Annotated in this window: 25 protein-coding genes; 17 read left to right on the top strand and 8 right to left on the bottom strand. The window is 30.7% G+C overall.

Going from position 1 to position 26948, the window contains the following annotated elements; all coding sequences use genetic code 11:
• Positions 1-128: 128 nt before the first annotated feature.
• Together J2Z43_RS11005 and J2Z43_RS11000 are read left to right on the top strand one after the other, a co-directional pair.
• The gene (locus J2Z43_RS11005) at positions 129-566 is read left to right on the top strand and encodes a DUF6323 family protein (RefSeq protein ID WP_209457249.1); all 438 of its coding nucleotides are present in this window, start codon (positions 129-131) and stop codon (positions 564-566) included.
• 10 nt (positions 567-576) lie between these two features.
• Entirely contained in the window at positions 577-1998 is a 1422-nt protein-coding gene (locus tag J2Z43_RS11000; RefSeq protein WP_209457248.1) for a DUF6179 domain-containing protein, read from the top strand.
• 66 nt (positions 1999-2064) lie between these two features.
• Here J2Z43_RS11000 and J2Z43_RS10995 read toward each other — a convergent pair whose 3' ends face one another.
• Genes J2Z43_RS10995 through J2Z43_RS10985 form a run of 3 tightly spaced genes read right to left on the bottom strand, consistent with a single transcriptional unit; the run spans position 2065 to position 4061 of the window.
• Positions 2065-2211, bottom strand: coding sequence for an AgrD family cyclic lactone autoinducer peptide (locus J2Z43_RS10995; protein ID WP_185748289.1), 147 nt, complete (start codon positions 2209-2211; stop codon positions 2065-2067).
• A complete protein-coding gene (locus J2Z43_RS10990; RefSeq protein ID WP_209457247.1) occupies positions 2208-2795 on the bottom strand; it encodes an accessory gene regulator ArgB-like protein in 588 nt (195 codons plus the stop codon). The genes J2Z43_RS10995 and J2Z43_RS10990 overlap by 4 nt, the downstream gene beginning before the upstream one ends.
• 36 nt (positions 2796-2831) lie before the next feature.
• Positions 2832-4061 (bottom strand): GHKL domain-containing protein, encoded by a 1230-nt coding sequence (locus tag J2Z43_RS10985; protein ID WP_209457246.1) that lies wholly within the window; start codon positions 4059-4061, stop codon positions 2832-2834.
• Between the two features lie 437 nt (positions 4062-4498).
• Here J2Z43_RS10985 and J2Z43_RS10980 point away from each other — a divergent pair, with 437 nt between their 5' ends.
• The 5 genes from J2Z43_RS10980 to J2Z43_RS10960 are packed head-to-tail and all read left to right on the top strand — an operon-like array spanning position 4499 to position 9594.
• Positions 4499-5485 (top strand): ABC transporter permease, encoded by a 987-nt coding sequence (locus J2Z43_RS10980; RefSeq protein ID WP_209457349.1) that lies wholly within the window; start codon positions 4499-4501, stop codon positions 5483-5485.
• The gene (locus J2Z43_RS10975; RefSeq protein ID WP_234926369.1) at positions 5469-6302 is read left to right on the top strand and encodes an ABC transporter permease; all 834 of its coding nucleotides are present in this window, start codon (positions 5469-5471) and stop codon (positions 6300-6302) included. Before J2Z43_RS10980 ends, J2Z43_RS10975 begins: the two co-directional genes overlap by 17 nt.
• 52 nt (positions 6303-6354) lie before the next feature.
• Complete coding sequence (locus J2Z43_RS10970) at positions 6355-7914, top strand: ABC transporter substrate-binding protein (RefSeq protein ID WP_209457245.1); 1560 nt, start codon at positions 6355-6357, stop codon at positions 7912-7914.
• A gap of 26 nt (positions 7915-7940) precedes the next feature.
• A complete protein-coding gene (locus J2Z43_RS10965; protein ID WP_209457244.1) occupies positions 7941-8792 on the top strand; it encodes an ABC transporter ATP-binding protein in 852 nt (283 codons plus the stop codon).
• 13 nt (positions 8793-8805) lie between these two features.
• Positions 8806-9594, top strand: coding sequence for an ABC transporter ATP-binding protein (locus tag J2Z43_RS10960; protein WP_234926368.1), 789 nt, complete (start codon positions 8806-8808; stop codon positions 9592-9594).
• A gap of 129 nt (positions 9595-9723) precedes the next feature.
• On the opposite strand, the gene J2Z43_RS10955 is transcribed toward J2Z43_RS10960, so the two are convergent.
• Entirely contained in the window at positions 9724-10704 is a 981-nt protein-coding gene (locus tag J2Z43_RS10955) for a substrate-binding domain-containing protein (protein WP_027702585.1), read from the bottom strand.
• 196 nt (positions 10705-10900) lie between these two features.
• Between J2Z43_RS10955 and modA the strand changes: the two genes are divergently transcribed.
• From modA to J2Z43_RS10935, 4 genes are all read left to right on the top strand, one after another.
• Entirely contained in the window at positions 10901-11713 is an 813-nt protein-coding gene (gene modA, locus J2Z43_RS10950; RefSeq protein WP_209457243.1) for a molybdate ABC transporter substrate-binding protein, read from the top strand.
• A 204-nt stretch (positions 11714-11917) separates the two neighbouring features.
• Entirely contained in the window at positions 11918-12601 is a 684-nt protein-coding gene (gene modB / locus J2Z43_RS10945; RefSeq protein ID WP_209457242.1) for a molybdate ABC transporter permease subunit, read from the top strand.
• Positions 12601-13683: a sulfate/molybdate ABC transporter ATP-binding protein gene (locus tag J2Z43_RS10940; protein WP_209457241.1), complete on the top strand. Its 1083-nt coding sequence runs from the start codon at positions 12601-12603 to the stop codon at positions 13681-13683. The genes modB and J2Z43_RS10940 overlap by 1 nt, the downstream gene beginning before the upstream one ends.
• 143 nt (positions 13684-13826) lie before the next feature.
• On the top strand, positions 13827-14678 hold the full coding sequence (locus tag J2Z43_RS10935; RefSeq protein ID WP_209457240.1) for a sulfurtransferase TusA family protein: 852 nt from the start codon (positions 13827-13829) through the stop codon (positions 14676-14678).
• A gap of 62 nt (positions 14679-14740) precedes the next feature.
• Here J2Z43_RS10935 and J2Z43_RS10930 read toward each other — a convergent pair whose 3' ends face one another.
• The 3 genes from J2Z43_RS10930 to J2Z43_RS10920 form a co-directional block, all read right to left on the bottom strand.
• Positions 14741-15745 carry an ABC transporter substrate binding protein gene (locus J2Z43_RS10930; RefSeq protein ID WP_209457239.1) on the bottom strand — a complete coding sequence of 335 codons (1005 nt, stop codon included), beginning with the start codon at positions 15743-15745 and terminating at the stop codon, positions 14741-14743.
• Positions 15746-15860: 115 nt separating this feature from the next.
• The gene (locus J2Z43_RS10925) at positions 15861-16616 is read right to left on the bottom strand and encodes an ABC transporter ATP-binding protein (RefSeq protein ID WP_209457238.1); all 756 of its coding nucleotides are present in this window, start codon (positions 16614-16616) and stop codon (positions 15861-15863) included.
• Positions 16617-17474 (bottom strand): ABC transporter permease, encoded by an 858-nt coding sequence (locus J2Z43_RS10920; protein ID WP_209457237.1) that lies wholly within the window; start codon positions 17472-17474, stop codon positions 16617-16619. It abuts the gene before it with no gap.
• Positions 17475-17951: 477 nt separating this feature from the next.
• Between J2Z43_RS10920 and J2Z43_RS10915 the strand changes: the two genes are divergently transcribed.
• Positions 17952-18395: an NfeD family protein gene (locus J2Z43_RS10915; RefSeq protein WP_209457236.1), complete on the top strand. Its 444-nt coding sequence runs from the start codon at positions 17952-17954 to the stop codon at positions 18393-18395.
• Positions 18396-18418: 23 nt separating this feature from the next.
• Complete coding sequence (locus J2Z43_RS10910; RefSeq protein ID WP_408631523.1) at positions 18419-19450, top strand: SPFH domain-containing protein; 1032 nt, start codon at positions 18419-18421, stop codon at positions 19448-19450.
• A gap of 175 nt (positions 19451-19625) precedes the next feature.
• Here J2Z43_RS10910 and J2Z43_RS10905 read toward each other — a convergent pair whose 3' ends face one another.
• Entirely contained in the window at positions 19626-20555 is a 930-nt protein-coding gene (locus J2Z43_RS10905) for a DMT family transporter (protein ID WP_209457234.1), read from the bottom strand.
• A gap of 282 nt (positions 20556-20837) precedes the next feature.
• Between J2Z43_RS10905 and J2Z43_RS10900 the strand changes: the two genes are divergently transcribed.
• From J2Z43_RS10900 to J2Z43_RS10885, 4 genes are all read left to right on the top strand, one after another.
• On the top strand, positions 20838-22334 hold the full coding sequence (locus tag J2Z43_RS10900; RefSeq protein ID WP_209457233.1) for a 4Fe-4S dicluster domain-containing protein: 1497 nt from the start codon (positions 20838-20840) through the stop codon (positions 22332-22334).
• A gap of 283 nt (positions 22335-22617) precedes the next feature.
• Complete coding sequence (locus tag J2Z43_RS10895; RefSeq protein ID WP_209457232.1) at positions 22618-23322, top strand: ABC transporter ATP-binding protein; 705 nt, start codon at positions 22618-22620, stop codon at positions 23320-23322.
• Between the two features lies 1 nt (position 23323).
• Positions 23324-26572 carry an ABC transporter permease gene (locus J2Z43_RS10890; RefSeq protein ID WP_209457231.1) on the top strand — a complete coding sequence of 1083 codons (3249 nt, stop codon included), beginning with the start codon at positions 23324-23326 and terminating at the stop codon, positions 26570-26572.
• 73 nt (positions 26573-26645) lie between these two features.
• Positions 26646-26849 carry a hypothetical protein gene (locus tag J2Z43_RS10885; RefSeq protein ID WP_209457230.1) on the top strand — a complete coding sequence of 68 codons (204 nt, stop codon included), beginning with the start codon at positions 26646-26648 and terminating at the stop codon, positions 26847-26849.
• The last annotated feature ends 99 nt before the right edge of the window (positions 26850-26948 follow it).

Raw genomic sequence — 26948 nt, 5'->3', positions numbered from 1 at the left:
TAAAAAAAGTATTAAAATAAAAGTTATGACAAAAAATGATAAAAAATTATATTAATACAATTATATCATAACACATATCGAAATGAATGTCAAGATGAAATAAAAAAAGATTAGAAAGAGGTGGAAATATGTCTTCCTTAAGTGTAATTGACATTATGAATAATGGTTTAAACGTAGCGCTGCAAAATGATCTATTACAGTCAAATAATGAGTCATTTGAGTATGGCTTAATGTTATCGAGAGAAGATGTAGAGGTTATAGTAGAATGGCGAGATGCTTCTTTAAAACATATGGGAAGAATAGACCTTGGTATTGATATTACAAAAAAGATAGTAGAGTTTATTTACAAATCACAGTATACAAATCGAGAAGACTACCTTGAAGCAGTAGTTGATATTCAAGATTTGTTTTACTATTTAAAAAATGAAACATTAGATCTAATAAGCGATGATGATGCTATAGACTTATTAAGCGATATGTATGAAAAATTTTGTGGAACAATCAGAAATATTCAGTCGGAAGTTGAAGAGTATTCAAAGAACTTTAAATTCAGTTTAGAAGGATAGAGGTGTTTATATGGAACTTCAGAAAATATATGGAACATGGACTGATAAAACAACATACGGAAAAAGTAAATTTACTATAGACGTATTAAACAAATCATTTCAAATGGATCTGATAAGCCAAGATGATCTGTATCGAGTGCAATCAGAGGTAGCAAATATATTAAAAAAATTGATTTTAAAATATACAAATGGTCAAAGCAGTTCAATTAAAGTTGAAATAGCTGAAGAAATTATGAATTCTATTTGGTATGCAGTAGATACATATAGTATAATGTTTGAAACTATAGAAGAGATAGCAAATAAGATTTCTAATAAAAGATTTATTGAAATTTATGAAGAAGGACTTGAAAGACTTAGAGTAGATTTCGAATATTGTAAGAAGCTGTATACAGATATTGTGGAAGATGATTTTTTATTGACATTTGAGAATATTGCATACAAAGATACAGTATACGAAGGATTTACTCCGTTTTTAGAAAAGTACGATATAGAGATTTCAGCTAATAATACAATGGCGTCAATAGACTACCCCTTGGCAATAGAAGATGATATGAATGTTGAAGGTATAGTTTATGTGAAAAATTACTTAGAGTGTATATATGAGGAGAATAAGTTTTGTAGTCTTCTTTCACAAAATGAACTTCAAGATCTTTTAAACGAATACGGTAGAAACTATAAAATAGACTACAGGGTTATTCTCATAAATATTTTTGAAATAGCAATTGGAAACATGATTTTTAACACTTTTTTAGGCAAAGAGGTAGGAAGTTTAAAAATATCTCAGTACGAGTTTAATTATTTAGAATCGGTTTTTCGTAGTTTAAATGAAAAAGAACAAGCCGAAGAAATAATAAATAGCAAAGTGGACAGTGCATTTCAAATTATAATTGAGAAACTTAACATAGAAGATAAAAAAATAATAAACTATTTATATAAATTTAAAAAGAAATTTTCAGAGCAGATTTTAACAGCAGCCAAAAATGGATTAATAAAAAATATGTTAGTTGTTGAAGAGGTTACAGAAATAAAGCATGATACCCTTGTAATAAGCGAGGATAATAGAATGGATGATACAGCATTTAGAGAATTGTACAATAAAATTCTAGTGTGTAATAACAAAGTAGATAAAATAAATTTAATCAATACAAATGTAAATTCAATCAAAGACTTTGTAGATATACTGGAATCAAACTGTCTATTTGAAGATGAAATCGAGTTTTTATTTAGCCAATTAGGGGATGTTGAGTTATCTGTTTTAGGAACCATAGTCTTCTATGATGCACTTAGAAATGGTGAGGTAGATATGTTAAAAGTGTTGATGGATATTAAATACACAGATGAAGAGTGGAAAGATATATACTTAAAACAACTAAGATTTTTAGATATAGATAGAATAAATCAAATTGAAGAATATATAAATTTCAGCATTTGAATGTAGATAATAAATCAGAAGAGCTATTTTATAAAAGCTCTTCTGATTTATTGATAAACCTAAACCTTATTTCTTTTTAAATTTCTGTACATCTTTAGGTAGTTTAGGTTGGTGTGATATAAATCCAGATGTCGAGTTTGCTGATAACTTCATTGTACTAATTGCTAGTGATCCCACTTTCTCCAGTAATGCTGAGCTTTTACTTTTTTTCATAATTTTCTTACCCCCTTCTTTATTATACCTAATATTAACATTATAAAAATACATACAATTACAGATGCAGCATACATTGCATATTCATATGTAACTGTATAATTAATACCTAGAAATGATAAAACTATAAGAAAACTGCTTATACGTATAACTATTTTTCTGTAAAGTTTTCTTTCTTCGTTACTTAAAGGATTGTTTCTATGCTCTTGAGGAGATAAATAAATTACCCCAATATAACTTATTATTGTTATTACTATCATAAATACAGTTCTATCATTATGTAAAATTTTATTTAAAATAAATATGTTAGATAAATACAGGGTTATAAAAACTAATAGACATCTTCTATAGTTCTCTGCATGAAACCCGCCAGAAAATTGTCTTATCGGACAATAAAAGCATAAAAAAATAAGTGTTTCAATGAACCTATCTAAAATATATCCTACAATTAATATAGCTACTATATTAACTATAAAAGCTATTAATGTTTCAAACCCATATGAATAAATTTCAAATTCTTCATTTTCAATTGTTTCTTTTTTAATCAAATATGAAGTTATTTTGTCAGCACATGCTTTGACCATATTTAACGCTCCCGAGTTTAATGTGTATTTTTTTTATTACTCTTGTACTTTTCTATTAGCTAAAGGTAAGAGAATAGTAATGCTATAATTTTCATTAATCGATTCTATTACTAGTTCTCCGCTATATTTATCAACAGATTTTTTTATACTGTTTATTATTAGATCATTTAGCAACTCTTCACTTACTAGTATATTTGATTCTTTAGTAGAATTTTTATTTATTACTTCAAGTGTTTTTGAGCATTCGCATTTTATTATATAAAAATTATTAATTTCCTTTCCTGATAGTTTGATTGTTTTAGGCAAATTTTTACCTTTCATATCTTCACATTTTTCAATTAAAAAATCTATCATATTAGAGAATACGTTACATATATCAGATAGTTCAAAAAAATCACATTTTGTAAAATCAAGGTTTACTATCAACTTTATATTATTTACATAACAGATAGATTTTTTCTCAGTTAATATTAAATCTAGGAAATTATTTTGTGTTTCAAACTCTGTTTGTAAATTATAAAAGCTAGACTTTTTAAATAAATTTTGATAATGTTTTGATTGCATTCCAACTTTTTCATTAATTAATCTATTTTTAAATCTTATCTGGTTTATATTTATTACTCTAGTAATAATAAAAATTAACGAAACATTAGATAGTAAAAATAAAACAGAGATTATAGAAATTAATATGAACTTTGTATTATCCGATGGTTTTACTTCAAAAGTAAATCTAATACAAACTAAAATTGAAGCAATGTTTGCTATCATAGGAATAATTAAATAAATATATTCTCGTTTTGTTATTTCTCTTTTTAATTTTGTACTTTTTATAATAGGTATTAGTAATATTAATATCGACTTAGCTATAATAATCTCTTGCAATCTAAACATATTCTCATCTAATAGCGGATCCAAATTTGAAATTTGGTTAAATGAGACAACAATACTAGAACTTATTACATCAATGAATACTATCAATGTCCAATAAGACAAACTGATAAATATTGCTTTTAATACAGTTGTTTTATAATTAATCTTAGCTATTATAAAAGTTAATAACATACAAATAAATAATTTTAAAAATATATTAAGCTCAATAGTTATCATCAACGTAACTATCACAATTGGTACTATTAAAATCAAATTTGAAATTATTTTACTTGCTTTAAGTTTACATGATTCTTTTAGCATTAACTTTAGTACTGACCACTCAATTATTGCTGATATTATTGTTAGTATAAGCCAATAAAATCCTTCTTGTAACATTTAATACCTCCTTGCATAAAAATAGACGTTAATTATATAATATTCGATAAAAAAAATTAAATTCCTTCTTATTTCACCATTATTTTTAAAAAACTTTATTTCGCAATAAGTATAGAGATAAGACAGTAATAAATAAATGACAACTGTCTTTTATCATATTTTTTATTAATATTATTGTTTTTACTAAAATTACTTGATTGATCTTTAATGTCATTAGGATTGATATAGCAAATCCTACGACATACCGATATACATATCAATAAAGTAAGGAAAATAAGTATTTACTTGATTTCGTTTACATTGAATTCATGAAATGATAAAATTTAGTTGTAATTGGATTAATAGGAATTAAAAGTGTAATAATTTAATATTCATATACTACATAAAGTAAACACTTTGCTGAGGTGTTTTATTTTTTGAAAAAGGTAGGTGAAAAACTGGTGGGTAAAATTTTGAAAAAGGTATTAAAATCAGTAGCGTTTTTATTTGTATTATCTATAATAGTATTTTATATTTCTAGACTGGCTCCAGGTGATCCACTAGTTTCATACTACGGTGACAGTGTAAACAGAATGACGACTCAAGAAAAAATGAAAGCAGTTAGTAGACTAGGATTAGACAAACCTATATATATTCAGTATAAGGTGTGGATTATAAAAGCAGCTAAAGGAGACTTTGGGATTTCACTAAAGTACAAGAGAAATACAGTTGATGTAATAAAAGAAGTTTATATAAATACATTAGTATTAGGTGGAATAAGTTATATACTTACATTTGTAATTTCGCTTATATTAGGGATATTTTGTGCACTAAGAGAAAATAGCTTTGCAGATAAACTTATAATTAGAGTAGGAACTGTGTTAAACAGTATTCCATCATTTTGGATGTCTCTTATTCTAATACTTGTATTTAGTATAAATCTAAACCTGCTTCCGACAAGTGGAGCATATTCAATCGGAGGGGATAAAAACTTATTTGATAGAATCATCCATCTAGTATTGCCTATATCAGTTTTAGTATTAAGCCATCTATGGTACTACGCCTATATGGTAAGAAATAAATTGGTAGAAGAAATAAGAAAAGATTATGTACTTTTATATAGGACAAAAGGTTTGAATCATAGAGATATTGTATACAAACATTGCCTAAGAAATATTTTACCGTCTTATATAAGCATGATAGCTGTGTCAGCTCCACATATAATTGCGGGCACATATGTTGTTGAAAAAATATTCTCTTATCCGGGACTTGGAACTCTGTGCTTTGAAAGTGCTAAATACCACGATTACAATATGTTGCTAGTGTTATGTCTAATTACAGGAATTGTTGTTGTGGTATTAAATGATATTGCCGAATTTGTTAATGGAAAAATAGATCCAAGATTAAATTTTGATAGGGGTGATAATATTGAATCACTTCTTTAAAGAAAATAAGGGGCTTCCTGTATTTTCTATATTGATAATAGTGGCGATAATATTAGGTTGTATTTTTATACCCTTCATAAAAGGTGGAAACCATGGATATATGGATTTAAATAGTATAAATATGCATCCAAATAATATATTTTATTTTGGGACGGATTCTTTAGGAAGAGATATTTTTAACTTGATATGGTACGGCGGACGTGCATCGATATTTATAGGATTTACATCTACAATTATATCAACAGTTATTGGAGTGATTTATGGAAGTATAAGTGGACTTGCTAGTAAGAGTATTGACGCTTTACTAATGAGATTTTGTGAAATTACGCTTAGCATTCCCACAATACTTTTGGTGATTTTTGTACAGGGAATACTTGGTAAAAATAATACATTTACTATTTGTGTTGCTATAGGTATTAGTAGTTGGATGAGTATAGCTAAGATTGTAAGAGTTGAAATAAATCAGATAAAAAACAGTGAATTTGTAGTGATATCGAGGCTTATGGGAGGAAGTTTCCTACATATATTAAAAACGCATCTTATTCCAAACTTTATACCTTCTATAATGTTTATAATAGTAAGCAATATTGGAAGTGCAATTGTTATGGAGTCTACACTAAGCTTCTTGGGGTTAGGTCTTCCTGTGGAAATTGCATCTTGGGGGAGTATGTTATCTATGTCTGAAGGAGCGCTTTTATCAAATTCATGGTGGATAGTTATTATACCGGGATTTTTTATTGTTTTGACATTAGTTTCAATAACAAACCTAGGAAATTTTATTAGAGAAAATTTAAATAAAAAGCTAGGAAATTTATAGAAAAATTTATAGAAAATTTATTCAAAAATAAAAACGTATGGGAGGGTTAAACATGAAGAAATTGAAAATTTTAGTACTTATAATGGCTTTTTTACTTGTAGTTGGATGTACTAATAATTCTACAGGAAGTAAGAATAGTTCTTCAGAAAAAAATGAAAAGGTATTAATTTATGGGAGTAATGACTACACGAATATAAATCCAGCACTTTACGAACATGGAGAAATAAATTCTCTTATTTTCAATGGACTTACTGCGCATGATAAAGATAATAAAATAGTTCCTTGTTTAGCAGAAAAATGGGATTATAACGAGTCTGACAATACATATACTTTTAAACTTAGAAATGATGTAAAATGGCATGATGGAGAAAAATTTACAGCTAATGACGTGAAGTTTACAATTGATACAATAATGGATCCTAAAAATTCATCTGAGATAGCATCAAATTATGAAGATATAACAAAAATTGAAGTAATTGGCGACGACGAAATAAAGCTTACACTAAAAGCTCCAAATACTGCAATTTTAGATTATCTATCAGTTGGAGTACTTCCAAAACATATCCTTGATGGCAAAGATATAATAACAGATAAATTTAATCAAAATCCAATTGGTACTGGCCCGTTTAAATTAATGAATTGGGACAAAGGGCAAAGTATTACACTATCAAAAAATGGAGACTACTTTGAAAAAATTCCTAAGTTAGATAAAGTAGTATTTAAAATAGTTCCAGATGACAAAGCAAAGACTATTCAATTAAAGGCAAACGAAATTGATTTAGCTCAAGTTGCTCCAAAAGATATAACTATATTTAAAGATGAAAAAGGGTTTAAAATCGATATTATGAAGACTGCAGATTATAGGGGAATACTTTATAATCACAATGCAGGATTTTTCAGTATGAACATAGCAAAGGGTCTGCCGAATGCTCTTAGTTATGCAATAGATAGAGAATCAATAGTAAAAAGTGTGCTTTTAGGTTATGGGGAATCTGCGTATTCACCACTTCAACTTGGAGAATACAACAATCCAGAAATAGAAAAATTTAAATACGATAAAGAAAAAGCTAAAGATGAAATTGAAAAACTCGGATGGAAAATGGGCGAAGATGAGGTGTATGAAAAAGATGGAATAGATTTGGAATTTGAAATTACGGCTAGTGAAGACGATGAAGTCAGAGTAGATATGGCTAAAGTCTGTGCACAACAATTAAGAGAAATCGGTGTAAATGCGAAAGCGACTATAACAACTAATCTTGATTGGGAAAATCAAGACTCAACTATAATTGGATGGGGAAGTCCGTTTGATCCAGATGATCATACATACAAAGTTTTTGGAACTGATAAAGGTTCAAATTTAAGTGGTTATTCGAATGAAAATGTAGATAGACTTCTTCAAAGTGCAAGGGAAACTGCGGATAATGATGATAAGACAAAACTTTACAAGGATTTTCAGAGTGAAATGACAAAAGATATTCCGTATACATTTATAGCTTATATTAATGCTGTTTATGTGGGTAAAGATAATATTGAGGGTCTAAATACTGATAAAGTACTCGGGCATCATGGTGTTGGGATATTTTCAAATATAGTGGATTGGGATATAAAATAAAATTCATAAATAGGAGTTGACATGGATTGAACACCCTGCTTAGTATAGAAAATCTACATATAAATTTCAGAACATTTGAAAATAATATAAAAGTAGTAAATGGAGTATCGCTAGATGTAAAAAGAGGTGAAGTATTATCCCTAGTAGGAGAGTCGGGAAGCGGTAAATCCTCATTATGTAAATCTATCATGGGAATACTCCCTAAAAATGCCATTATTGAGTCTGGGAGCATTAAGTTTGAAGGTGTAGATTTGATATATAGATTTGATGAGAACGATAAGAGTGACAATAACAGCCTCTGTAGAAAAAATAAAAATATTCAAAAAACTAAAATTACAAATATAATAAGAACAGAAGATATTTCTATAGTTTTTCAAAACCCCACTTCCTATCTAGACCCAACATTGACTGTAGGAAGTCAGATTATTGAGGGTCTACTTATATCAAAGAAATTATCAAAGCGAGAGGCTAAAAGTAGAGCTGTAAAGCTGATAGGAGATGTTGGATTAGATAATCCAAAAGAGAGATTTAATCAATATCCACATCAATTATCTGGAGGTATGTTGCAGAGGATTGCGATAGCTATGGCAATATCTAATAAGCCTAAGTTAATTATTGCAGATGAGCCGACTACATCTCTTGATACAATAGTTCAGAAACAAATTGTAACGCTGCTATTGGAGATTCAAGAAAAATACAATACATCTATAATATTTGTTACTCATGATTTAAGACTAGCTAAGAGTATATCAGATAGGATTGCTGTAATGTATAGAGGTGAAATTTTAGAAGTTGGAAACTGTAAGGATATATACGAAAATCCAAGTAGCTTATATACGAAGGATTTGCTAAACTCCTTGAAGAAAATAGATTTTTAAGAAGGATTAATAGATGAATAATATGGATAATAGAAAATTATTGGAAGTTAAGGATCTAAGAAAATATTATTACAGTAAAAATCTAGAGGTAAAGGCTTTAGATGGTGTGAATTTATTTGTAAATAAAAGCGAGGTATTTGGGTTAGTTGGAGAGTCTGGATCGGGTAAATCAACACTTGCTAAATTAATTATGAACATAGAAAAACCAACTTATGGAGAGGTATATTTTGATGGAAAATGTATTTCAAACAAAGAGATATATAGGAAAAACAAAGCATATTTCAGTAAAAATATGCAAATTCTATTTCAAAATTCAGATTCTGCGTTAAATCCTAGAATGAAAATTGGAGATTTAATCTCGGAGCCACTGAAAATACAGAAATTATGTTCTAGTAAAGCTGAACAAAATTTTAAAGTAGAAGAGATTTTAGACTTAGTTGGTTTAGACCGCAGTTTTATAAATAAGTATTCGTTTGATTGTTCAGGTGGAGAGAAACAGAGAATTTGTATTTCCAGAGCAATAATAACTTCGCCTAAGTTTATCTTGGCTGATGAGCCTATAACTTCGTTGGATATAAAATCTCAAATTAAGATTGTAAATTTATTTAAAGATTTAGTCGAAAAATTAGGAATAAGTATTGTATTTATATCTCACGATTTATCTATGATGAGAAAATTTGCAGATAGAATAGCAGTAGTAAAGTCAGGCAAGTTAGTTGAGTTAAATAATTCTAAAGATATTTTCGAAAATCCTCAAAGCGAGTATACAAAACAGCTTATATCTTCGATACCTAGCATCTAAATTTTAATATAACAAATACAAAATAGTAAGGACTATATATACATTGATGGAGATTCTCAAATTTTGAGTATTCAAAAATGTGCGTATAGTTCTTACTATTTTACGTAAAATCGTATTCAATTAAAATACTTAAACTTCTGCAACTATTTTACCTGTAAATTTCAAATCATAGCCACCTAATCCTTCGATCTCGGATTTAAATTCATCTGAGTTAATTATTGAAACTATATTTCTAAACACAGGATTTAATAAATCTTCTTTTTTAATAACTAGATCATATCTCTCAATCTGTATCGGGATAAAGTCGATATTACTAACTTGTAGAGCTGCTTTTTCGTTTCCGATGCCTACATCGGCAAGTCTTCTAGATATTGCACTAGCTATTCCTAAATGAGAATTTTCCTCGTTTTTATAACCGTTAAGTTTATATGAATCTACATTTAGATTTCTCATTTTACCGTCTAGAAGTATTCTAGTTCCAGATCCTTTTTCTCGATTGATAATAAACACGTCTTGTCTAGTTAAATCTTCCCATGTATTGATATTCTTTGGATTTCCTTTTGCAACGTAGAAACCTTGAGTCCTGCAAGCTAAATTGATTAAAACACATGGAATTGCCGGTAGTAATTTTTTTACAAATGTCGTATTATATTCATTGGTTTCGTAATCCCATAAATGAGCAGAGGCAATAGATACCTTGTTGTTGTAGAGTTCATTTAGAGCATTATAACTTCCGATATAAGATCTAAATGTCTTAACCCCTTCAGAATTTTCATCGATATATCTCGCTAGTATATCTAAAATTACATCTTGCCCAGATATTATTATATCTTGAGTTGAATCTACAGTAGCACTGTTAGCCACATGGTCATTTGTCACATTAAAACTTATGTTTTTGTCAACTGTTTTGGAAACTGACTGATAATTGGCGATACTAGATGTTTTTTGGCTTTCGATGTATTCTTTTACATCCTTAGTATCTATTCTAATTTTTTTACCGATCTTGTATGATGGGATTTCTCCCCTCTTAATCATTTCATAAACTGTATTTTTTGTGATTTTTAATAAATCTGCCACCTCTGCGGGTGTTAAAGATGATAATGGTTCCATTTCACACCTCCCAACTCTATTCTAACATTAAACTACATATTTTTATAATAGATTATAACAATTTATGAGATAAAAGAAATATTTTCTTGAAAAATAGAACAAATGAATATATAATTATATTAAACATGACAAAACGCAACAAAACATAATTGCGGTGTTTTTATAACAATAATAAAGGGTATAAAGGAGAATTAAAATGAAAAGAAGTTTAGGTATTTTAGGATTAGTTCTAACTCTTTCTCTTGGTTTAGTTGGATGTTCAGGGAATGATGAACAAAAGAAAGATGATACAAAAGATACTCAAAGCAAAACAGAAGTAGTAGAGTTAAATATCTCCGCAGCTGCAAGTCTTAAAGAGGCAATGGCTGAGATTGAAAAAGAGTATGCAAAAGATAATGAAAATGTAAAGTTAACGGTTAACTTTGGAGCATCAGGATCACTTCAGCAGCAAATAGAGCAAGGTGCACCTACTGATGTATTTATTTCAGCTGGTAAAAAACAAATGGATGCTTTGGATGAAAAGGACCTTTTAATAAAAGAAACTAATAAAGGTTTAGTTGAAAACGATTTAGTACTTATTTCTCCAAAAGATAGTAAGTTAGAAGGTATAGATGGAATAAAGAACGACGATGTTAAGAAAATAGCAGTTGGTGAGCCAGAGAGTGTTCCAGCAGGTAAATACGCTGATGAAGTACTAACAAATTTAAATGTAAAAGATCAATTAAAAGATAAACTTGTATTCGCTAAAGATGTTAAAGAGGTTTTAGCTTGGGTTCAATCAGGTGAGGCTGATGCAGGATTTGTTTATTTAAGCGATACAGTAAATAACGATAAGATAAATGTAGTTGCTACTACAGAAGCAGATACACATTCGCCAATTACATATCCAATAGCAGTTATAAAAGACAGCAAGAAAGTTGATGAAGCTAAAAAATTCGAGGACTTCTTATTAAGTGATAAAGGTCAAACAATACTAGAAAAATATGGGTATAAGAAAATAGCTAAATAATTCATTATATTACTTGTCTTTAAAAAATATAATAAATAAGTTACAATAAATAGTGGAATTAGCTTTTAACTAAAAGTTAATTTCACTTTTTTTTAGGAAAATAAAGTTATTTAGTAATATTTAATTTAAAAATAGAGCAATTAAAGGTATATTGTTGATTAAAAAACGATGAAAATAGTTTATTGATATATATAAGGAGGACATATGATTACAGATTGGGCACCACTTTGGATATCGGCGAAGACAGCTCTCCTAGCAACTGTGATAACTTTTGTATTAGGAATACTAATTTCTTATGCAATGGCTACTTATAGAGGAAAATGGAAGGGGCTAATCGACGGTATATTTACACTACCGCTGGTTCTTCCGCCGACAGTTGTTGGTTTTTTCTTATTATTGATATGTGGTAAAAATGGATTTATTGGTAAAGTGTTTTTAGCTATGGATAAAAATATAATATTCAGTTGGAGCGCAACTGTTATTGCGGCAGTTGTTGTATCTTTCCCGATGATGTACAGATCATCGAGATCAGCATTTGAGCAAATAGATGACAATATGATTTCAGCGGCGAGGACTCTGGGTTTAAATGAATGGAAAATATTCACTAAAATTGCAATTCCACTTGCACTACCAGGTATTGTCGGAGGTCTGGTACTATCTTTTGCTAGAGCGCTTGGTGAATTTGGAGCTACTCTTATGATAGCAGGAAACATTCCGGGGAAAACACAAACAATGCCTTTAGCTATATTCTTTGCAGTTGAAGGCGGAGATATGAATAAAGCAATGATGTGGGTTATGATAATTGTTGTAATGTCTATAGCGATGATTTTATTGCTTAACTACTGGTCTGATATCCAACAAAAACTTGTAGGAAAGAGGGGGAGATAATGAGCTTATATGTTGATATAGAAAAAGAATTGTCCTCTTTTAAGTTAAGAGTAAATATAGATCAAAAAAATGGTATACTAGGATTTTTAGGAGAGTCGGGATCTGGAAAAAGCATGACTTTAAAATGTATAGCAGGTCTTGAAAAGCCTACAAGAGGAAAAATAATATTAAATGACAGAGTATTATTTGATTCTGAAAAAATGATAAACATACCTACAAGAGAAAGAAATGTAGGATTCTTGTTTCAAAACTACGCTTTATTTCCTCATATGACAGTTAGCCAAAATATTGAGTTGGGCCTAAAAGATATAAGTAAAGAAGAAAAAAATGAGATATCTAAACATTATTTGGAAATCGTTGGGCTTAAAGGTATGGAGAAAAGATACCCTTGGCAACTTTCTGGAGGACAGCAACAGAGGGTAGCTTTATCGAGAGTGTTAGCTCCATCTCCTGAAATACTTCTTTTGGACGAACCTTTTTCTGCTCTAGACCATCACTTGAGAGGAAATATGGAAAAAGAACTTTTAAACCTAATAGAAGATTATAAAGGAGATATTCTCTTTGTAACTCATGATATTGAGGAAGCGTATAGAGTTTGCGATAATTTAATAGTTTACGATAGTGGGAATGGGCTAGAGAAGAGGGATAAGAGGGCGATATTTGAGAGACCAAAATCTTATTCTGAAGCTAAAATCACTGGTTGCAAAAATATATCAAAAGCCAAAAAGACTGGTGGATATACAGTATTCGCACAGGATTGGAATATCGAGTTATGTCTTTTGGAAAATGTAGATGATGATATTGAATATATTGGAATAAGGGAACATGATATAGTTGTAATGCTTACAGAGTGTGATACTGAGAATACATTTGAATTTAGTCTTGAAAATAAGGTGGAAAACCCTTTTAACTATACAATGTATTTAAGGAAAAGTAATTCTAAAGAAGTACTTTCAGACAGTAATATAATAGATGATCAAAGTAGTGTAGTTCAGGTTGAGTTAGAAAAAAATAAATATATATATAAGGAAAATGATAGTGTATACCTGGAATTTCCTAAGGATAAATTGTTCTGTATATAATTTAAAATATGATCAATTTAAAAAGATATCTGAAATGAGAGTTAATAATTCTCTATTGGATATTTTTTTATTTTATAAAATAATTTATAAAAAATATTTTTAAGTATTTTATAATTTCTTTTATAATTCCAATTTCATTAAAAATGATTTTTGAGCCAGATACAGGAAAGATATTAGGAGCGCAAGGGGTTGGTATCAGCGGAGTAGATAAGCGAATAGATGTTATCGCAACAGCTATAAAAGGGAGACTTACAGCGTACGACATTCCAGATGTAGAGACTTGTTATGCACCTCCTTACAATTCAGCAAAAGATCCAGTAAATATGCTTGGGTACTGTGCCTCTAATATACTAGAAGGCGATGTTGAAAATATCCAGTGGAGCCAAGTAGATAGTGTCAATGAAGGTGGAGGATTTATTATAGATGTAAGAGAAGAGGCTGAGCTTGCAACAGGAGCAATAGACGGAGTAGTAAATATTCCCCTTTGGCAACTTAGAGATAGATTAATAGAGATACCTAAAGATAAAAAAATATATGTAACGTGCCAAGTTGGTCTAAGGGGTTATATAGCTTGTAGAATACTTAAACAAAATGGATTTGACTGTGCAAATATAGACGGAGGGATGAAGACATATTTAACTGTAAAGAGAGCTCAAAATAGACTAAAATCTCAAAATGCTCTTACAGAAATTTTTGATAATAGCTCTGATGATAAATTATTGGACGATTCAAGAAATATAGATTCAAGTGAAGTAGCTGCTACTTTTTCTCTTGATACTTGTGGATTAAATTGTCCAGATCCAATAAAAATGATCGTAGAGGAAGCGAATAAACTGAATAGCGGCGAAGTTCTAGAGATAAAATCAAGTGATACAAGTTTTAGTGAAAATATAAAAGAATTTTGTGAAGAGACTAGCAATACATTAATTAAATCAGCGTTTGATAGTTCCAAAAATGCATTTACTGCTTTTATTGAAAAGGGAAAAAATGATTAGATGTAGGAAAAATTCTATCCCCACAAGTATAGTACTATACTTGTGGGGATAGCTACATTTTTTTATTTTATAAAAGTTATTCCTTCACCTTTAGGCTTTTCAATACCTAAGGCGTTTAAAGTAGTTTCATTAATAATAGTTTCTGTATTATCAAGAGTTGAAACAGGTATAGCGGATACTTTTTCACCACTAAGTATCTTTATAGCTTCCTCACCAGTTTTGTATCCAAGTTTTTCGTAGCTTATACCGTTACAAGCAAGTGCTCCATTTTTTACATGGGCTTCTTCAGCTCCTATAACTGGAATTTTATTTTCAGTGGCTGTTTTAGCTATGATAGGCATAGAAGATGCAACTAAGTTGTCGGTAGGAGTGTATATTACATCAACTTTTCCAACTAAGCTAGACACAGCCTGATTAACTTCATTAGAAGTAGTTATTCCTTTTACAACTACAGTAAATCCGTTTTTATCAGCTTCTTTTTTAAATTCATCTATCTGGATTTTAGAATTTATTTCACTTGTATTTCCAATTATTCCGACAGTTTTAGATTCAGGAACAAGATTTTTTATAAGAGCTATTGCATTTGATACAGGAATAAAATCAGAAGTCCCAGTTACATTGCCCTCTGGTTTTTCTGTAGTTTTCACTAACCCAGCCTCAACAGGATCGGTTACAGCTGTAAAGAGTATTGGAATATCTTTAGTAGCGTTAAATGCAGCCTGTGCAGATGGAGTAGAAATAGCAAAAATTAAATCTTTTTTGTCAGATGCAAATGAACTTGCTATAGTCTGTGTTGTAGGCATATCATTCTGCGCGTTTTTAAAATCTATTTCAATATTTTTACCTTCCTCAAATCCATTGTCTTTTAGAGCATTTAAAAATCCTGTCTTTGTAGCATCTAAAGCAGGATGCTCAACTAACTGAGTAATACCTATTCTTTTGATTTCGCCTTCTTTTTTTGATTCATCGTTATTTTTTGGAGCTTCTTTACTTGAGCATCCTGTAAGTACCATACCCACAAGTGCTCCTGTAAGGGCTAGACTTATTATCTTTCTTTTTTTTATCATAATAATTCCTCCTATTTTTTATTTTTAAAATTTTAATATACTAAATGTATAAATCAGATTTAATATAATTAAGTCTGTAATTCAAATTTCATTAAGTTTTAGTCAATTCAATATCCTATACTGCATATTCAAATCTATTTAGGATTTCTTCAATGCTTAATTTACGCTTTTCTATTTGTTTAACATCTAGTACGATTTGCCCCTTATGTAGCATAATCAATCTGTCGCCATATTCAAGTGCATGTTTTAAGTTATGAGTGACCATAAGGGTTGTGATATTTTTTTCTCTAACTATTTTATTTGTAAGAGCTATAACCTCATTTGAAGTTTTAGGATCTAGTGCTGCTGTGTGTTCATCTAAAAGCAATACAGACGGTTCAGTAAGACAAGACATTATAAGAGCTAGTGACTGTCTTTGACCTCCTGAGAGGTATTTAACTTGGACATCTAAGTATTTTTTTAGATCTAGTGAGACACCTTCTAAGAAACTTGATAAGAAGTCTTTTTTATACTTTAGACACCTCTTTAAATTTAAAAGGTCTCCCTTATTTAATGCGAGTGACAGGTTTTCTCTCACTGTCATGCTAGGGCAGGTTCCTAAACTTGGATCTTGAAACACCCTGCTTATTACTTGAGTTCTCTTGTGTTCGGGAGCATTGGTAATATTTTTTTCTCCAACCCATATTTCTCCAGACGTTTGCTTTATAAGACCGGATATGATATTTAGTAGTGTGGATTTACCAGTACCATTACTGCCTATTATCGTTACAAATTCGCCAGTTGCTATATCTATCGACAAGTCCTTAAAAATAGTATTTGAATCTCCATATGGGTTGTCAAAAGTTTTTGATATATTTTTTATCTCTAACACTTACGCCACCGCCTTTTCTTTATTTTTTTTAGGAATTTTTAAGTTACTGATAGATAAGAATATAACTATCACCAAAGCTGTAATAAGTTTTAAGTCTGTAGGAAGCATCCCTCTCTGCATTGCGTAGTATATAGTAAACTGGTAGATAAATGCTCCAACTACTATCGCACTAGTATTTTTTACAAACTTAATTGTCTTAAATAGAGTAAGGCCGATTATTATTGACGCTATGCCGAGTACTAATGTTCCAGTGCCCATATTTACATCTGTGAAGCCTTGGAATTGGGCCATGAGTCCTCCAGCCAGAGCTATAAGCCCATTTGATATCATAAGTCCTAGGATTTTTATATAGCCTATATCTATTCCTAGAGATTTAATCATCTGTGAGTTATCTCCAACTCCTTTTAAAGTGTATCCAATTCTAGTTTTTAAAAATAAATCTAAAAATAATTTACAGATAATCATAAATATAAGTGCTAGTAGTATTGGAGATGCTGTAGAGTTAAACAAATGCTTGAAACTAAAAAGCGGTATATTCGATTTTCCCATAATTCTTAAATTTACTGAGTAAAGCATACCCATTACAAGTATTCCAGAAAGTAGACTGGTAATTTTAAACTTTACATGTAGTATTCCTGTTATCGTTCCAGCTAATGAACCACATAATACTGCAAGTAGTGTTGCAGTAATGGGAGACATACCATTTACTAGTGAAGCGGCAACTACTGATGCCCCCATAGTGTAGCTTCCATCCGCTGTCATATCTGGAAAATCTAGAATTTTGTAGGTGATATATACACCAATGGCCATAATTGATAAAATTAGACTCTGCGTTATTACTGATAAAATACTGCTCATATTAAAACCCCCTTAGATATTTGAATACAAAAAAGCCACATAGAGTAAAGCACTATGTGGCAAAAACGAAAAAGCCACATAGTATTATCTACGTGGCTTTTTTATATATTATATGAAAACTATATATAAACAAAATCCTATAACCAACATAGATACAATCCCAAATTCGAGTTATCGACCGGGTTTGCATCTATATTTAAATAGTTACAAACCCTATAAGTATTGGCTATAGTAATAATATCTGTTTTTGTTTAATAAAGTAATCATAATTATCTCTCCTTAAAATTTTTAAATAATTGTCAGAAAGTTTTTACTTCCTAGACTTATCGATAATTATAAAATATAAAAAAATAAAAGTCAAGATTTAACTTTAAAAAATTTTCACATAATTATAAAATAGTGTTATAATTAAATCAATATAATCTAATATTATATTAATAGGGTATTGAAACAATATCATCAAAGGGAGGGTATACTATGCAATTGATATGGTTAGGTGTTGCAATTGTTTTTGGAATAGCTGAACTGTTGACACCAAGTTTGACACTAATATGGTTCAGTATAGGTGCTGTAGCTCTCATATTTTTGAGCATGGTTATTGAAAACCTTTTTATTCAAATTTTGATCTTTGCCATTATTTCATTTACACTGTTATTTGTAGCGACTAAAAAATTTGTCAAAAAAGACATGGGCTATAAATACAACACAAATCTACAGGCTGTTTTAAATGCCAAAGGTTTTGTAAAAGAAGATATACTTATTAACCAACCAGGAAGAGTGGTTGTTGATAGGGAAGAGTGGACAGCGATCTCATTTGATAATGAAAAGATAGAAAAAGGAAGTAATGTAGAAGTTTTAAAAATAGAAGGGGTAAAGCTAGTTGTAAAGAAGTCTGAACTTGCAACTGTAAAAGCTGACTAAAGGGAGGAATAGATATGATTTTAATGGTTATTGTGATTGTAATAGTTGCCTTGGCAAGTATTGCCTGCATAAAAGTAATCCAACAATCAAAAATGGGTATTATTATGAGACTTGGAAAATTCCACAAGGCTGCAGATACTGGAGTTCATTTCTTAATTCCGTTTTTAGATAGAATGGCTTATGTAATAGACTTAAGAGAAATTGTTATGGATTTTCCACCTCAACCAGTTATAACTAAAGACAACGTAACTATGCAAATAGATACTGTTGTATACTACAAAGTAACTGATCCAGTGGGATATGTATTTGAAATTGCAAATCCAATTTCGGCTATAGAAAATCTATCAGCTACAACATTAAGAAATATAATAGGTGAATTAGATCTTGATGAAACACTTACTTCAAGAGATATAATAAATGCTAAAATGAGGGCAATACTAGATGAAGCGACTGATAAATGGGGTATAAAAGTAAACAGAGTTGAACTTAAAAATATAATGCCTCCAAACGATATACAAGTTGCGATGGAAAAACAGATGAGAGCTGAGAGGGAGAGACGTGAATCGATCCTGCAAGCAGAAGGTAACAAAGCATCTTCAATCCTACAAGCAGAAGGAGATAAACAATCTGCTATACTTAGAGCCGAAGCTAAGAAAGAAGCTATGGTTCGTGAGGCAGAAGGTGAAAGAGAATCAGCAGTTCTTATAGCACAAGGTGAAGCTGAAGCTATAAGACAAATGGCTATAGCCAAAGCACAAGGTGAAGCTGAAATGATCGGCAGAACTCAAAAAGCTACTGCAGAAGGTTTAAGATTAGTTTTTAGTGCTATGAAAGAGTCAAATATCGACGACAACATGCTTGCACTTAAATCTATGGAAGCTCTTGCAAAGCTTGCTGAAGGAGAGTCAACTAAGTTAGTACTTCCATCTGATACAGTGAATTTACTTGGAACTTTTAAGGGAATCAAAGAAGTTATGTCTGATGACAACAAAGTAGATTTAAAGAAGCTAAGCAGTAAACTTGAATCAAAAATAGAAAATCAAATAGAAGATTAATTTTATATATTTAAGGCAAATACAGCGTACATATTTCATGTACGCTGTATTTTTTGATTTATATGTTTAATTTTATTGGTTGATTTAAATTAAAGGAGTTTAGATGAATATCTCAGGTTCTTTTCACTTAGAGTTATTTTTATGCAATTTATTTATATGCTCTTTGTAAATATATTTAATTTGAATCTTCTACATCTTTATTAGCAGTTGACGGGTTGGATAAATTGGCTCCAAGAACACCAATAAGTATAATAGCTACACCAATTACATGTATAAATGTTATACTTTCTTTTAAGAATATAGCTCCAGCAAAAACAGCAACTACAACAGTTAAATTTAGATAAACCCCCATTTTAGAAGCTTCTAATTTAGATAAAGCGTAGTTTGATAGAATAAATGAGACCAGCGAAGACATAATACCTAAATACAACACAGCTCCGATATAATTCATACTTGCTAATGGAGCAAAATAGGACTGTATATCTGATGAAAATAAATGTTTAATAATTGAGACTACATTAAACACAATACATCCGAAAAGCGTCATTGCATAGGTCATTTGGATAACATTGTACTGTTTAGCATCTTTTCTCGCCATAACATTGTAGAGTGATAAAGCTAAAGAAGATAGAGTAAGCAGTATTATTCCTAAAAGATGTTTTGAATCTATAGTGTTACCTTGAGCTATAAATACAAACAATACACCGAACATAGATATAAAAGTAAATATTTTTTGCCTTAAACTTGGTTTTTCTTTTAACAATATAATACCAAATATCATAGTGAAAATAGGAATAGTAGATTGAATTATACCACCTTCTGAAGATGAAGACATAGAAAGTCCTAATAATTGAAGGGAAAAATATAAAACTGGAGATACCAAACTGAGTGGTAATAGTGCAATAATATCAGATTTAGAAACTACCTTCCTTTTTTTAGTTATTAATGTGTATAAAAAAATTGCAATAAATGCAGATGTAAATCTATGCGCAAGTATGTCTATGGTGTTTCCCTCTACTAAGGCTATTTTGCTAAATAAGAAAGAGAGACCAATAAGTGTTGAATATAAGACTGCTGAAATGCTTCCTTTTATTGTATCGTTCATAAATACCTCCAGAATTATACTTTTAAAAATATATCTATATATAGAATATATATGTTTTGAAGTATATTAACAATATACAAATATAAATATTATCTATTTATATTTGTATATATAGTATAAATAATTAACAATGAAGGGATTTTTCCGAACATTTTTAATATTTTATATAGAAACGTTAAATTTTAATTAAATTTAAAACTTATCTACAATTTTACTTTTCTTATGTTATAATAAATCTGAATTAAAAAAATGACAAAAATTATTCCGCAGGGGGTGGCGTTAATGTTTCAATTTGAAACTCAAATTCACAAACTAAGACATCAAGTTTTGACTGCAATTGCTAAGCTTGGCAAGGAAGATGACTTGACTAAAGAAGCAATAGAGAAGATACCGTATGAGATTATACCAGGAGATAAAGCTATATATAGATGCTGTGTGTACAAGGAAAGAGCCGTTCTTTTAGAAAGAGCTGAGAGAATTGCAGGAGTTAAAGAAAATGGTGAAATCCCGAACCTTGATACTGCGGAGATAAAAGAAGATGAACAAATAATTTATATACTAGAGTCTGCGTGTGACAGATGTCCTATAAATGAATTTACTGTAACGGATTTATGTAGGGGATGTCTTGCACATAGATGTAAAGAAGCTTGTAACTTCGGTGCTATAACATATGTAAATGGTATGGCTTATATTAATCACGATCTATGTAAAGCTTGTGGTATGTGTAAGAAGGCATGTCAATACGATGCAATATCTGAAGTTGTGAGACCGTGTAAAACTGTATGTCCTACTTCAGCACTAGGATTTGATAGAGATAATATGAAGGCTGAAATTAATGAAAAGATGTGCGTTAACTGTGGAGCGTGTATGGTAGCATGTCCATTTGGTGCTATTTCAGACAAGAGCCTTATAGCTTCAGTGGCTAATAAACTCGTTGAAGAAAAGAATATGTACGCTGTTGTTGCACCAGCAATAACTGGACAAGTGGATCCTAACATAACTTACGGTCAGATAAGAAATGCAATTAAGAAATTAGGATTTGTAGATATGATAGAAGCTGCTTGTGGAGCAGATGCTGTAACTGCTCATGAAAGTGAAGAGTTCGCAGAGAGAATGGAAAATGGCGATCAATATATGACAAATTCTTGTTGTCCAGGGTTTTTAGATTATGTAGAAAAATCATTCCCTAAACAAGTTAATAAAATTTCACATACAGTATCTCCAATGATAGCAGCTGGGAGACTTATCAAAAAAGAAGATCCTGATGCTAAGGTAGTATTCGTCGGACCTTGTACTGCTAAAAAGAGTGAAGCTGCTAAGCCTATGCTTAAAGATGCAATAGATTATGTTCTAACATTTGAAGAACTTATGGCGTTATTTGACGCATTTGATGTTGATATGGCTATGTGTTCAAATGAAGAGGTAGATGAAGCATCAATATTTGGTAGAGGATTTGGTGCTGCAGGAGGACTTACGAAAGCTATAGAAAACTATGTAACAGAGAAAGGTATAGGCGTAGAATTTAAACCTGTTAAAGTATCTGGAGCAAAAGAAATAAAAAAGGCAATGAGTATGGCAAATGTAGGTAAGGTAAACGGAAATTTTATAGAAGGTATGATGTGTGAAGGTGGATGTATAAATGGATCTGGGAAGTTTTTCTCTGGAAGTAGATCAAAAAATACATTTGATAAAAAGAATGCACAAGCTTCTAAAAAGAGCGTTATGTCAAATAAAGAGATAAAGAGATTCGAAGATGTAAATCTGGATAGATTGAAGTAGTAGATGAGGGAAATTAGTAGGAAGATATAACAATAAAAGGCAGGATATACAATACGCTAGTGACCACAGCTTGAGAAAAAGGCTGTAACTGTCACTAGCGTACTGTTTACCCTGCCTTTTTTCGTTATATCTTCCTACTAATTTCTTTTTATCGGTGTAATTATTTCATATTTCTTATGTTTGTGGTTATATGTAATTGCGTTGAATTATGTTTGAGGTTGATATATAATGTAGTTCAAGATATTTAATACATTAAATAGTTTACAAGGAATTGAGGTATATAATGAGTAAATACATTGAATTTAAAGATGTTGAAAAGACATATCAAATGGGGGAAGTTGAGATAAATGCACTTAGTGGTGTTAATTTGACGGTGGATAAGGGCGAGTTTGTGGTTGTTGCTGGTGCGAGTGGCGCTGGTAAGAGCACAATTTTGAATATCTTAGGCGGTATGGATAGACCTTCAAAGGGGCATATAATTGTTGATGGTAAACGAATTGATTCTTGTATTGATAAAGAACTTATTACATATAGAAGATACGATATTGGGTTTGTGTTTCAATTTTATAATTTGGTTCAAAATTTAACTGCTAGAGAAAACGTAGAGCTGGCAACTCAAATATGTGAAGATCCGCTGGATATAGATGAAATAATAAAAGCTGTTGGTTTGGAGGATAGAAAAAATAATTTTCCGGCTCAGATGTCCGGCGGGGAACAACAAAGGGTTGCTATTGCTAGAGCATTGGCTAAAAATCCGAAGCTGCTTTTGTGCGATGAGCCTACAGGAGCTCTTGATTACAATACAGGAAAAGCTATTCTAAAACTACTTCAGGATACATCTGGAGAGATGGGTATGACTGTTATAATAATTACCCATAACTTGGCTCTTACGCCTATGGGAGATAAAGTAGTTAAGGTAAAAAATGGAAAGATTGAAAGTGTGGAGATAAATGAAAATCCTATTCCTGTAGAAAGGATAGAGTGGTAAGATGAAAAATGTTTTAACTAAAGACATTTTGAGGGATATAAAGGGGTCTATAGGTAGATTTTTATCTATTTTATTTATAGTAGCTCTGGGAGTTGCTTTTTTCTCTGGGATAAAGATATCTCCTATAGTTATGAAAGATACGACTGATAATTATTACGATGAGTATAATCTTATGGACATAAGACTTTTGTCTACACTAGGACTAACTGATCCGGATGTAGATGAAATAGAGAAGGTCAAAGGTGTTGAGGGGGTTCTTCCAACTTATTCGATAGATGTGGTTTCAAAGTATAAAGATCAAGAAAAGGTATTTAGAGTGCACGGGCTACCTGTGTCTAATAAAGATAGTAAAGACAAAGACTACATTAATAGAGTGAAAGTAGTAAAAGGTAGACTTCCAGAGAAATCTGGGGAATGCGTAGTTGAAGGCCTTGGAATAAAAGATTATGATATTCCAATAGGCACTAAGTTAGAACTTGAATCTGGAAAAGAAGAAAATCTAGATGAAAGTATGAAAAATACTGAGTACACAGTTGTTGGCCAAGTTCAGACACCCTATTATACTACTCATGACAATGAGGAGAGCAGTATTGGAAGTGGAACAGTTTCTGGATTTATTATGGTACCTCAGAGTGATTTCGATATGAAAGCTTATACAGATATATTTTTAACTGTAAAAGGAGCGAAAGAGAAAAACACTTATAAGGATGATTATTTTGATTTAGTGGATGAAGTGTCGGATAATCTTGATGCTATATCGGGTTCTAGAATAGATGCAAGGTACAATGAGGTAAAAAAAGAGGCAACTGAAAAATTAAAAGATGGTAAGAAAGAATTTGAAGACAAGAGAAAAGAAGTAGAAAATAAATTATCAGATGCTGAAAATAAATTAATTAATTCGGAACAGAAGTTAAAAGATGGAAAAAAACAATTAGAGGCTAAAAAAATAGAAGTAAGCAACCAAATTAAAAATGGTACGGAAGAGATAGCAAAGGGTGAAAAAGAGCTTAAAGCAGGATACAATAAGTACGAGCAATCTAAAAGTCAATTTGAAACTAATAAAGGAAAGATAGAGAGTGACATAGCAGCTGGAAAAGCTAAACTCAATGAAGCTAAAACTGGGATTGATAAAATAAAGGCTGGAATTTCGCAATTAGAAAATCAATTAAATGATGAGAACCTCACTGAAGAACAAAGGGAAACAATATTATCTCAGATTGATAGTTTAAAGAAAGACTTAAATTATGCTACATCAGAGTACAATAAAGGTAAACGAGAGTTAGATAAAAGTATAGCACAGTATGAGAGTGCTAAATCTCAACTTACATGTGCAAAAGTTTTACTAGAAGCAAACAAGAAAAAGATCGAAATGGGAAAAGAAAATCTAAAATTATCGGAGCAAAAAGCTAAGGTTGAGTTTAAAAAAGCTGAAAATGAATTAAAAGATGCTAAAAACAAGATAGAAAGTGGATGGCCAGAGTTTGAAGAAGCAAAGAATAAGGCTAATGATGAGCTTGAAAAGGCTGAAAAGAAATTAAAAGATGCTGAAGATGAAGTGGCAAAACTTAAAAAGCCAGAATGGTATATATTAGATAGAAATAGTTTAAATTCATATGTTCAGTATTCACAAGCAGCTGAAAATATAGACGCGCTTGCATCAATTTTTCCTGTATTTTTCTTTTCTGTAGCAGCACTAGTTTCACTTACAACTATGACAAGAATGGTTGATGAGCAGAGAATAAATATAGGTACTTTAAAAGCGTTAGGGTACAATCAAAGTAGAATCGCTCAAAAGTATATTGTATACGCTCTTAGTGCAAGCTTGATGGGAAGTGTATTAGGTATTGCTGTTGGTTATACAGCCTTTCCGTTTATTATTTACAATGCCTATCGGATGATGTTTATTGTACCGCCGGCTATACTTGAATTTAATATACCAATAGCATTAGGAGTTACTATAGTTTCTATACTTATAACTTCACTGGCAGCATACTTTAGCTGTAGGAAAGAGCTTAAAGAGACTCCTTCAGTTCTTATGAGACCTAAGGCTCCTAAAAACGGAAAGAGAATTATGCTTGAGAATCTTCCATTTATCTGGAATAAAATAAGCTTTATAGGAAAAGTAACTATAAGAAACTTGTTTAGGTATAAAAAGAGATTTTTGATGACAGTGTTAGGTATTGCAGGATGCTCTGCACTTATACTTACAGGATTTGGTATCAAGGACTCAATAAAAATGATTGTGGATAGACAATTCGGAGCGATTTATAAGTACGATATTATGGTAACGCTCGATAATAATTCTAAATCTAGCAGTATTATAAAAGCAGCTGACTATATTTCAAAAGATAAGAGAATTACAGATTATCAGTTTGCCAATTTACAGAATGGGGATATCGAGAAAGGAAACGAAGAGAATAAAATTTCGATATATATTCCTGATGACAAAGAGCATATGAAGAAATTCATAGTTTTAAAAGAAAGAGAATCGCAAAAAAATGTTGATATAGAGAACAATGGTGTGGTACTTACTGAAAAATTAGCCACTAAACTGGGAGTAAAAGCTGGAGACAAGGTAGAGTTGACTAATGAAGAGGATAAAAAATCTGAAGTGTTAGTTACTGATGTTGTAGAAAACTATGTTTCACATTATGTTTATATGTCAAAGGACTACTACCAAAAGGTATTTGGAAGAGAGGCTAATTACAATAGGGTATTTGGAAACGTAAATGAAACTTCAGAGAAAAATGAATCTTCAGTATCTAAAGATTTAATTAAAGATCTTGATGTTAAAGGAGTAAGCTTTAACACAGGAATAAAAGAAAACTTCGGCGATACTGTAAACAACCTAAACTATGTAGTACTTATAATGATAATCTCAGCAGGAGCTCTTGCGTTTGTAGTACTTTACAACCTTACAAATGTAAATATTTCTGAGAGAATTAGAGAGATAGCGACTATCAAAGTTTTAGGATTTTATGACAATGAAGTTTCTGCATATATATACAGAGAAAATATTTTACTTACAGTGGTAGGTACATTTTCGGGAATAGGCATAGGAAAATTACTTCATAGATTTATTATGGTTACACTAGAAGTAGACAATTTGATGTTTGGGAGAATAATAAGCCCTAAAAGCTATATTCTATCCATAGTAATAACATTACTACTAGGGGTAATAGTAAATTTTGCTATGTACTTCAAGCTTAAAAAAGTGAAAATGGTAGAATCATTAAAATCTATAGATTAACACTTTTTAGTTTATCTTCATAGTATAGTCTAGGAGTTAAAACTCCACACTAAATCAACTAGGAGGTAGCATTATGTTAGATAGATTCTTTGGAGGATGTGGAAAAGGAAATGAATTTTTTGGAGGATGCGGATGGTGGATAATAATATTATTCTTCCTATTCCTAGCTTTCCAAGAATGTTGGGATGAAATAGAAATTTGTGACTGGATTCCATTCTTAATAGTACTATTAATAGTTATATCTTGTGGTCAATGCGAAGACGTAAGTGGATGCTAATCTAAGTTGAAAAATACTTTCACTTAAGAAATATTTTGGAAATAAGAATATTATTTGTACTTAGAAGGTAGTATATTACTACCTTCTTTTCTTTATGAA

It is taken from the genome of Metaclostridioides mangenotii, assembly GCF_017873185.1.
Taxonomy (GTDB): Bacteria; Bacillota; Clostridia; order Peptostreptococcales; family Peptostreptococcaceae; genus Metaclostridioides; species Metaclostridioides mangenotii.
The sequence above is the reverse complement of the archived record's forward strand: the minus strand, read 5'-3'. Positions and strand labels throughout refer to the sequence as shown.

What these genes read in the sequence shown, in the direction of transcription:
- J2Z43_RS10990 (WP_209457247.1), bottom strand. Translation starts at nt 2,795, where the DNA reads ATGGTCAAAGCATGTGCTGACAAAATAACTTCATATTTGATTAAAAAA.
- J2Z43_RS10970 (WP_209457245.1), top strand. Translation starts at nt 6,355, where the DNA reads ATGAAGAAATTGAAAATTTTAGTACTTATAATGGCTTTTTTACTTGTA.
- modB (WP_209457242.1), top strand. Translation starts at nt 11,918, where the DNA reads ATGATTACAGATTGGGCACCACTTTGGATATCGGCGAAGACAGCTCTC.
- J2Z43_RS10915 (WP_209457236.1), top strand. Translation starts at nt 17,952, where the DNA reads ATGCAATTGATATGGTTAGGTGTTGCAATTGTTTTTGGAATAGCTGAA.
- J2Z43_RS10900 (WP_209457233.1), top strand. Translation starts at nt 20,838, where the DNA reads ATGTTTCAATTTGAAACTCAAATTCACAAACTAAGACATCAAGTTTTG.
- J2Z43_RS10935 (WP_209457240.1), top strand. Translation starts at nt 13,827, where the DNA reads ATGATTTTTGAGCCAGATACAGGAAAGATATTAGGAGCGCAAGGGGTT.
- J2Z43_RS11005 (WP_209457249.1), top strand. Translation starts at nt 129, where the DNA reads ATGTCTTCCTTAAGTGTAATTGACATTATGAATAATGGTTTAAACGTA.
- J2Z43_RS10910 (WP_408631523.1), top strand. Translation starts at nt 18,419, where the DNA reads ATGGTTATTGTGATTGTAATAGTTGCCTTGGCAAGTATTGCCTGCATA.
- J2Z43_RS10885 (WP_209457230.1), top strand. Translation starts at nt 26,646, where the DNA reads ATGTTAGATAGATTCTTTGGAGGATGTGGAAAAGGAAATGAATTTTTT.
- J2Z43_RS10960 (WP_234926368.1), top strand. Translation starts at nt 8,806, where the DNA reads ATGAATAATATGGATAATAGAAAATTATTGGAAGTTAAGGATCTAAGA.
- J2Z43_RS10905 (WP_209457234.1), bottom strand. Translation starts at nt 20,555, where the DNA reads ATGAACGATACAATAAAAGGAAGCATTTCAGCAGTCTTATATTCAACA.
- J2Z43_RS10920 (WP_209457237.1), bottom strand. Translation starts at nt 17,474, where the DNA reads ATGAGCAGTATTTTATCAGTAATAACGCAGAGTCTAATTTTATCAATT.
- J2Z43_RS10930 (WP_209457239.1), bottom strand. Translation starts at nt 15,745, where the DNA reads ATGATAAAAAAAAGAAAGATAATAAGTCTAGCCCTTACAGGAGCACTT.
- J2Z43_RS10985 (WP_209457246.1), bottom strand. Translation starts at nt 4,061, where the DNA reads ATGTTACAAGAAGGATTTTATTGGCTTATACTAACAATAATATCAGCA.
- J2Z43_RS10895 (WP_209457232.1), top strand. Translation starts at nt 22,618, where the DNA reads ATGAGTAAATACATTGAATTTAAAGATGTTGAAAAGACATATCAAATG.
- modA (WP_209457243.1), top strand. Translation starts at nt 10,901, where the DNA reads ATGAAAAGAAGTTTAGGTATTTTAGGATTAGTTCTAACTCTTTCTCTT.
- J2Z43_RS10955 (WP_027702585.1), bottom strand. Translation starts at nt 10,704, where the DNA reads ATGGAACCATTATCATCTTTAACACCCGCAGAGGTGGCAGATTTATTA.
- J2Z43_RS10940 (WP_209457241.1), top strand. Translation starts at nt 12,601, where the DNA reads ATGAGCTTATATGTTGATATAGAAAAAGAATTGTCCTCTTTTAAGTTA.
- J2Z43_RS11000 (WP_209457248.1), top strand. Translation starts at nt 577, where the DNA reads ATGGAACTTCAGAAAATATATGGAACATGGACTGATAAAACAACATAC.
- J2Z43_RS10995 (WP_185748289.1), bottom strand. Translation starts at nt 2,211, where the DNA reads ATGAAAAAAAGTAAAAGCTCAGCATTACTGGAGAAAGTGGGATCACTA.
- J2Z43_RS10890 (WP_209457231.1), top strand. Translation starts at nt 23,324, where the DNA reads ATGAAAAATGTTTTAACTAAAGACATTTTGAGGGATATAAAGGGGTCT.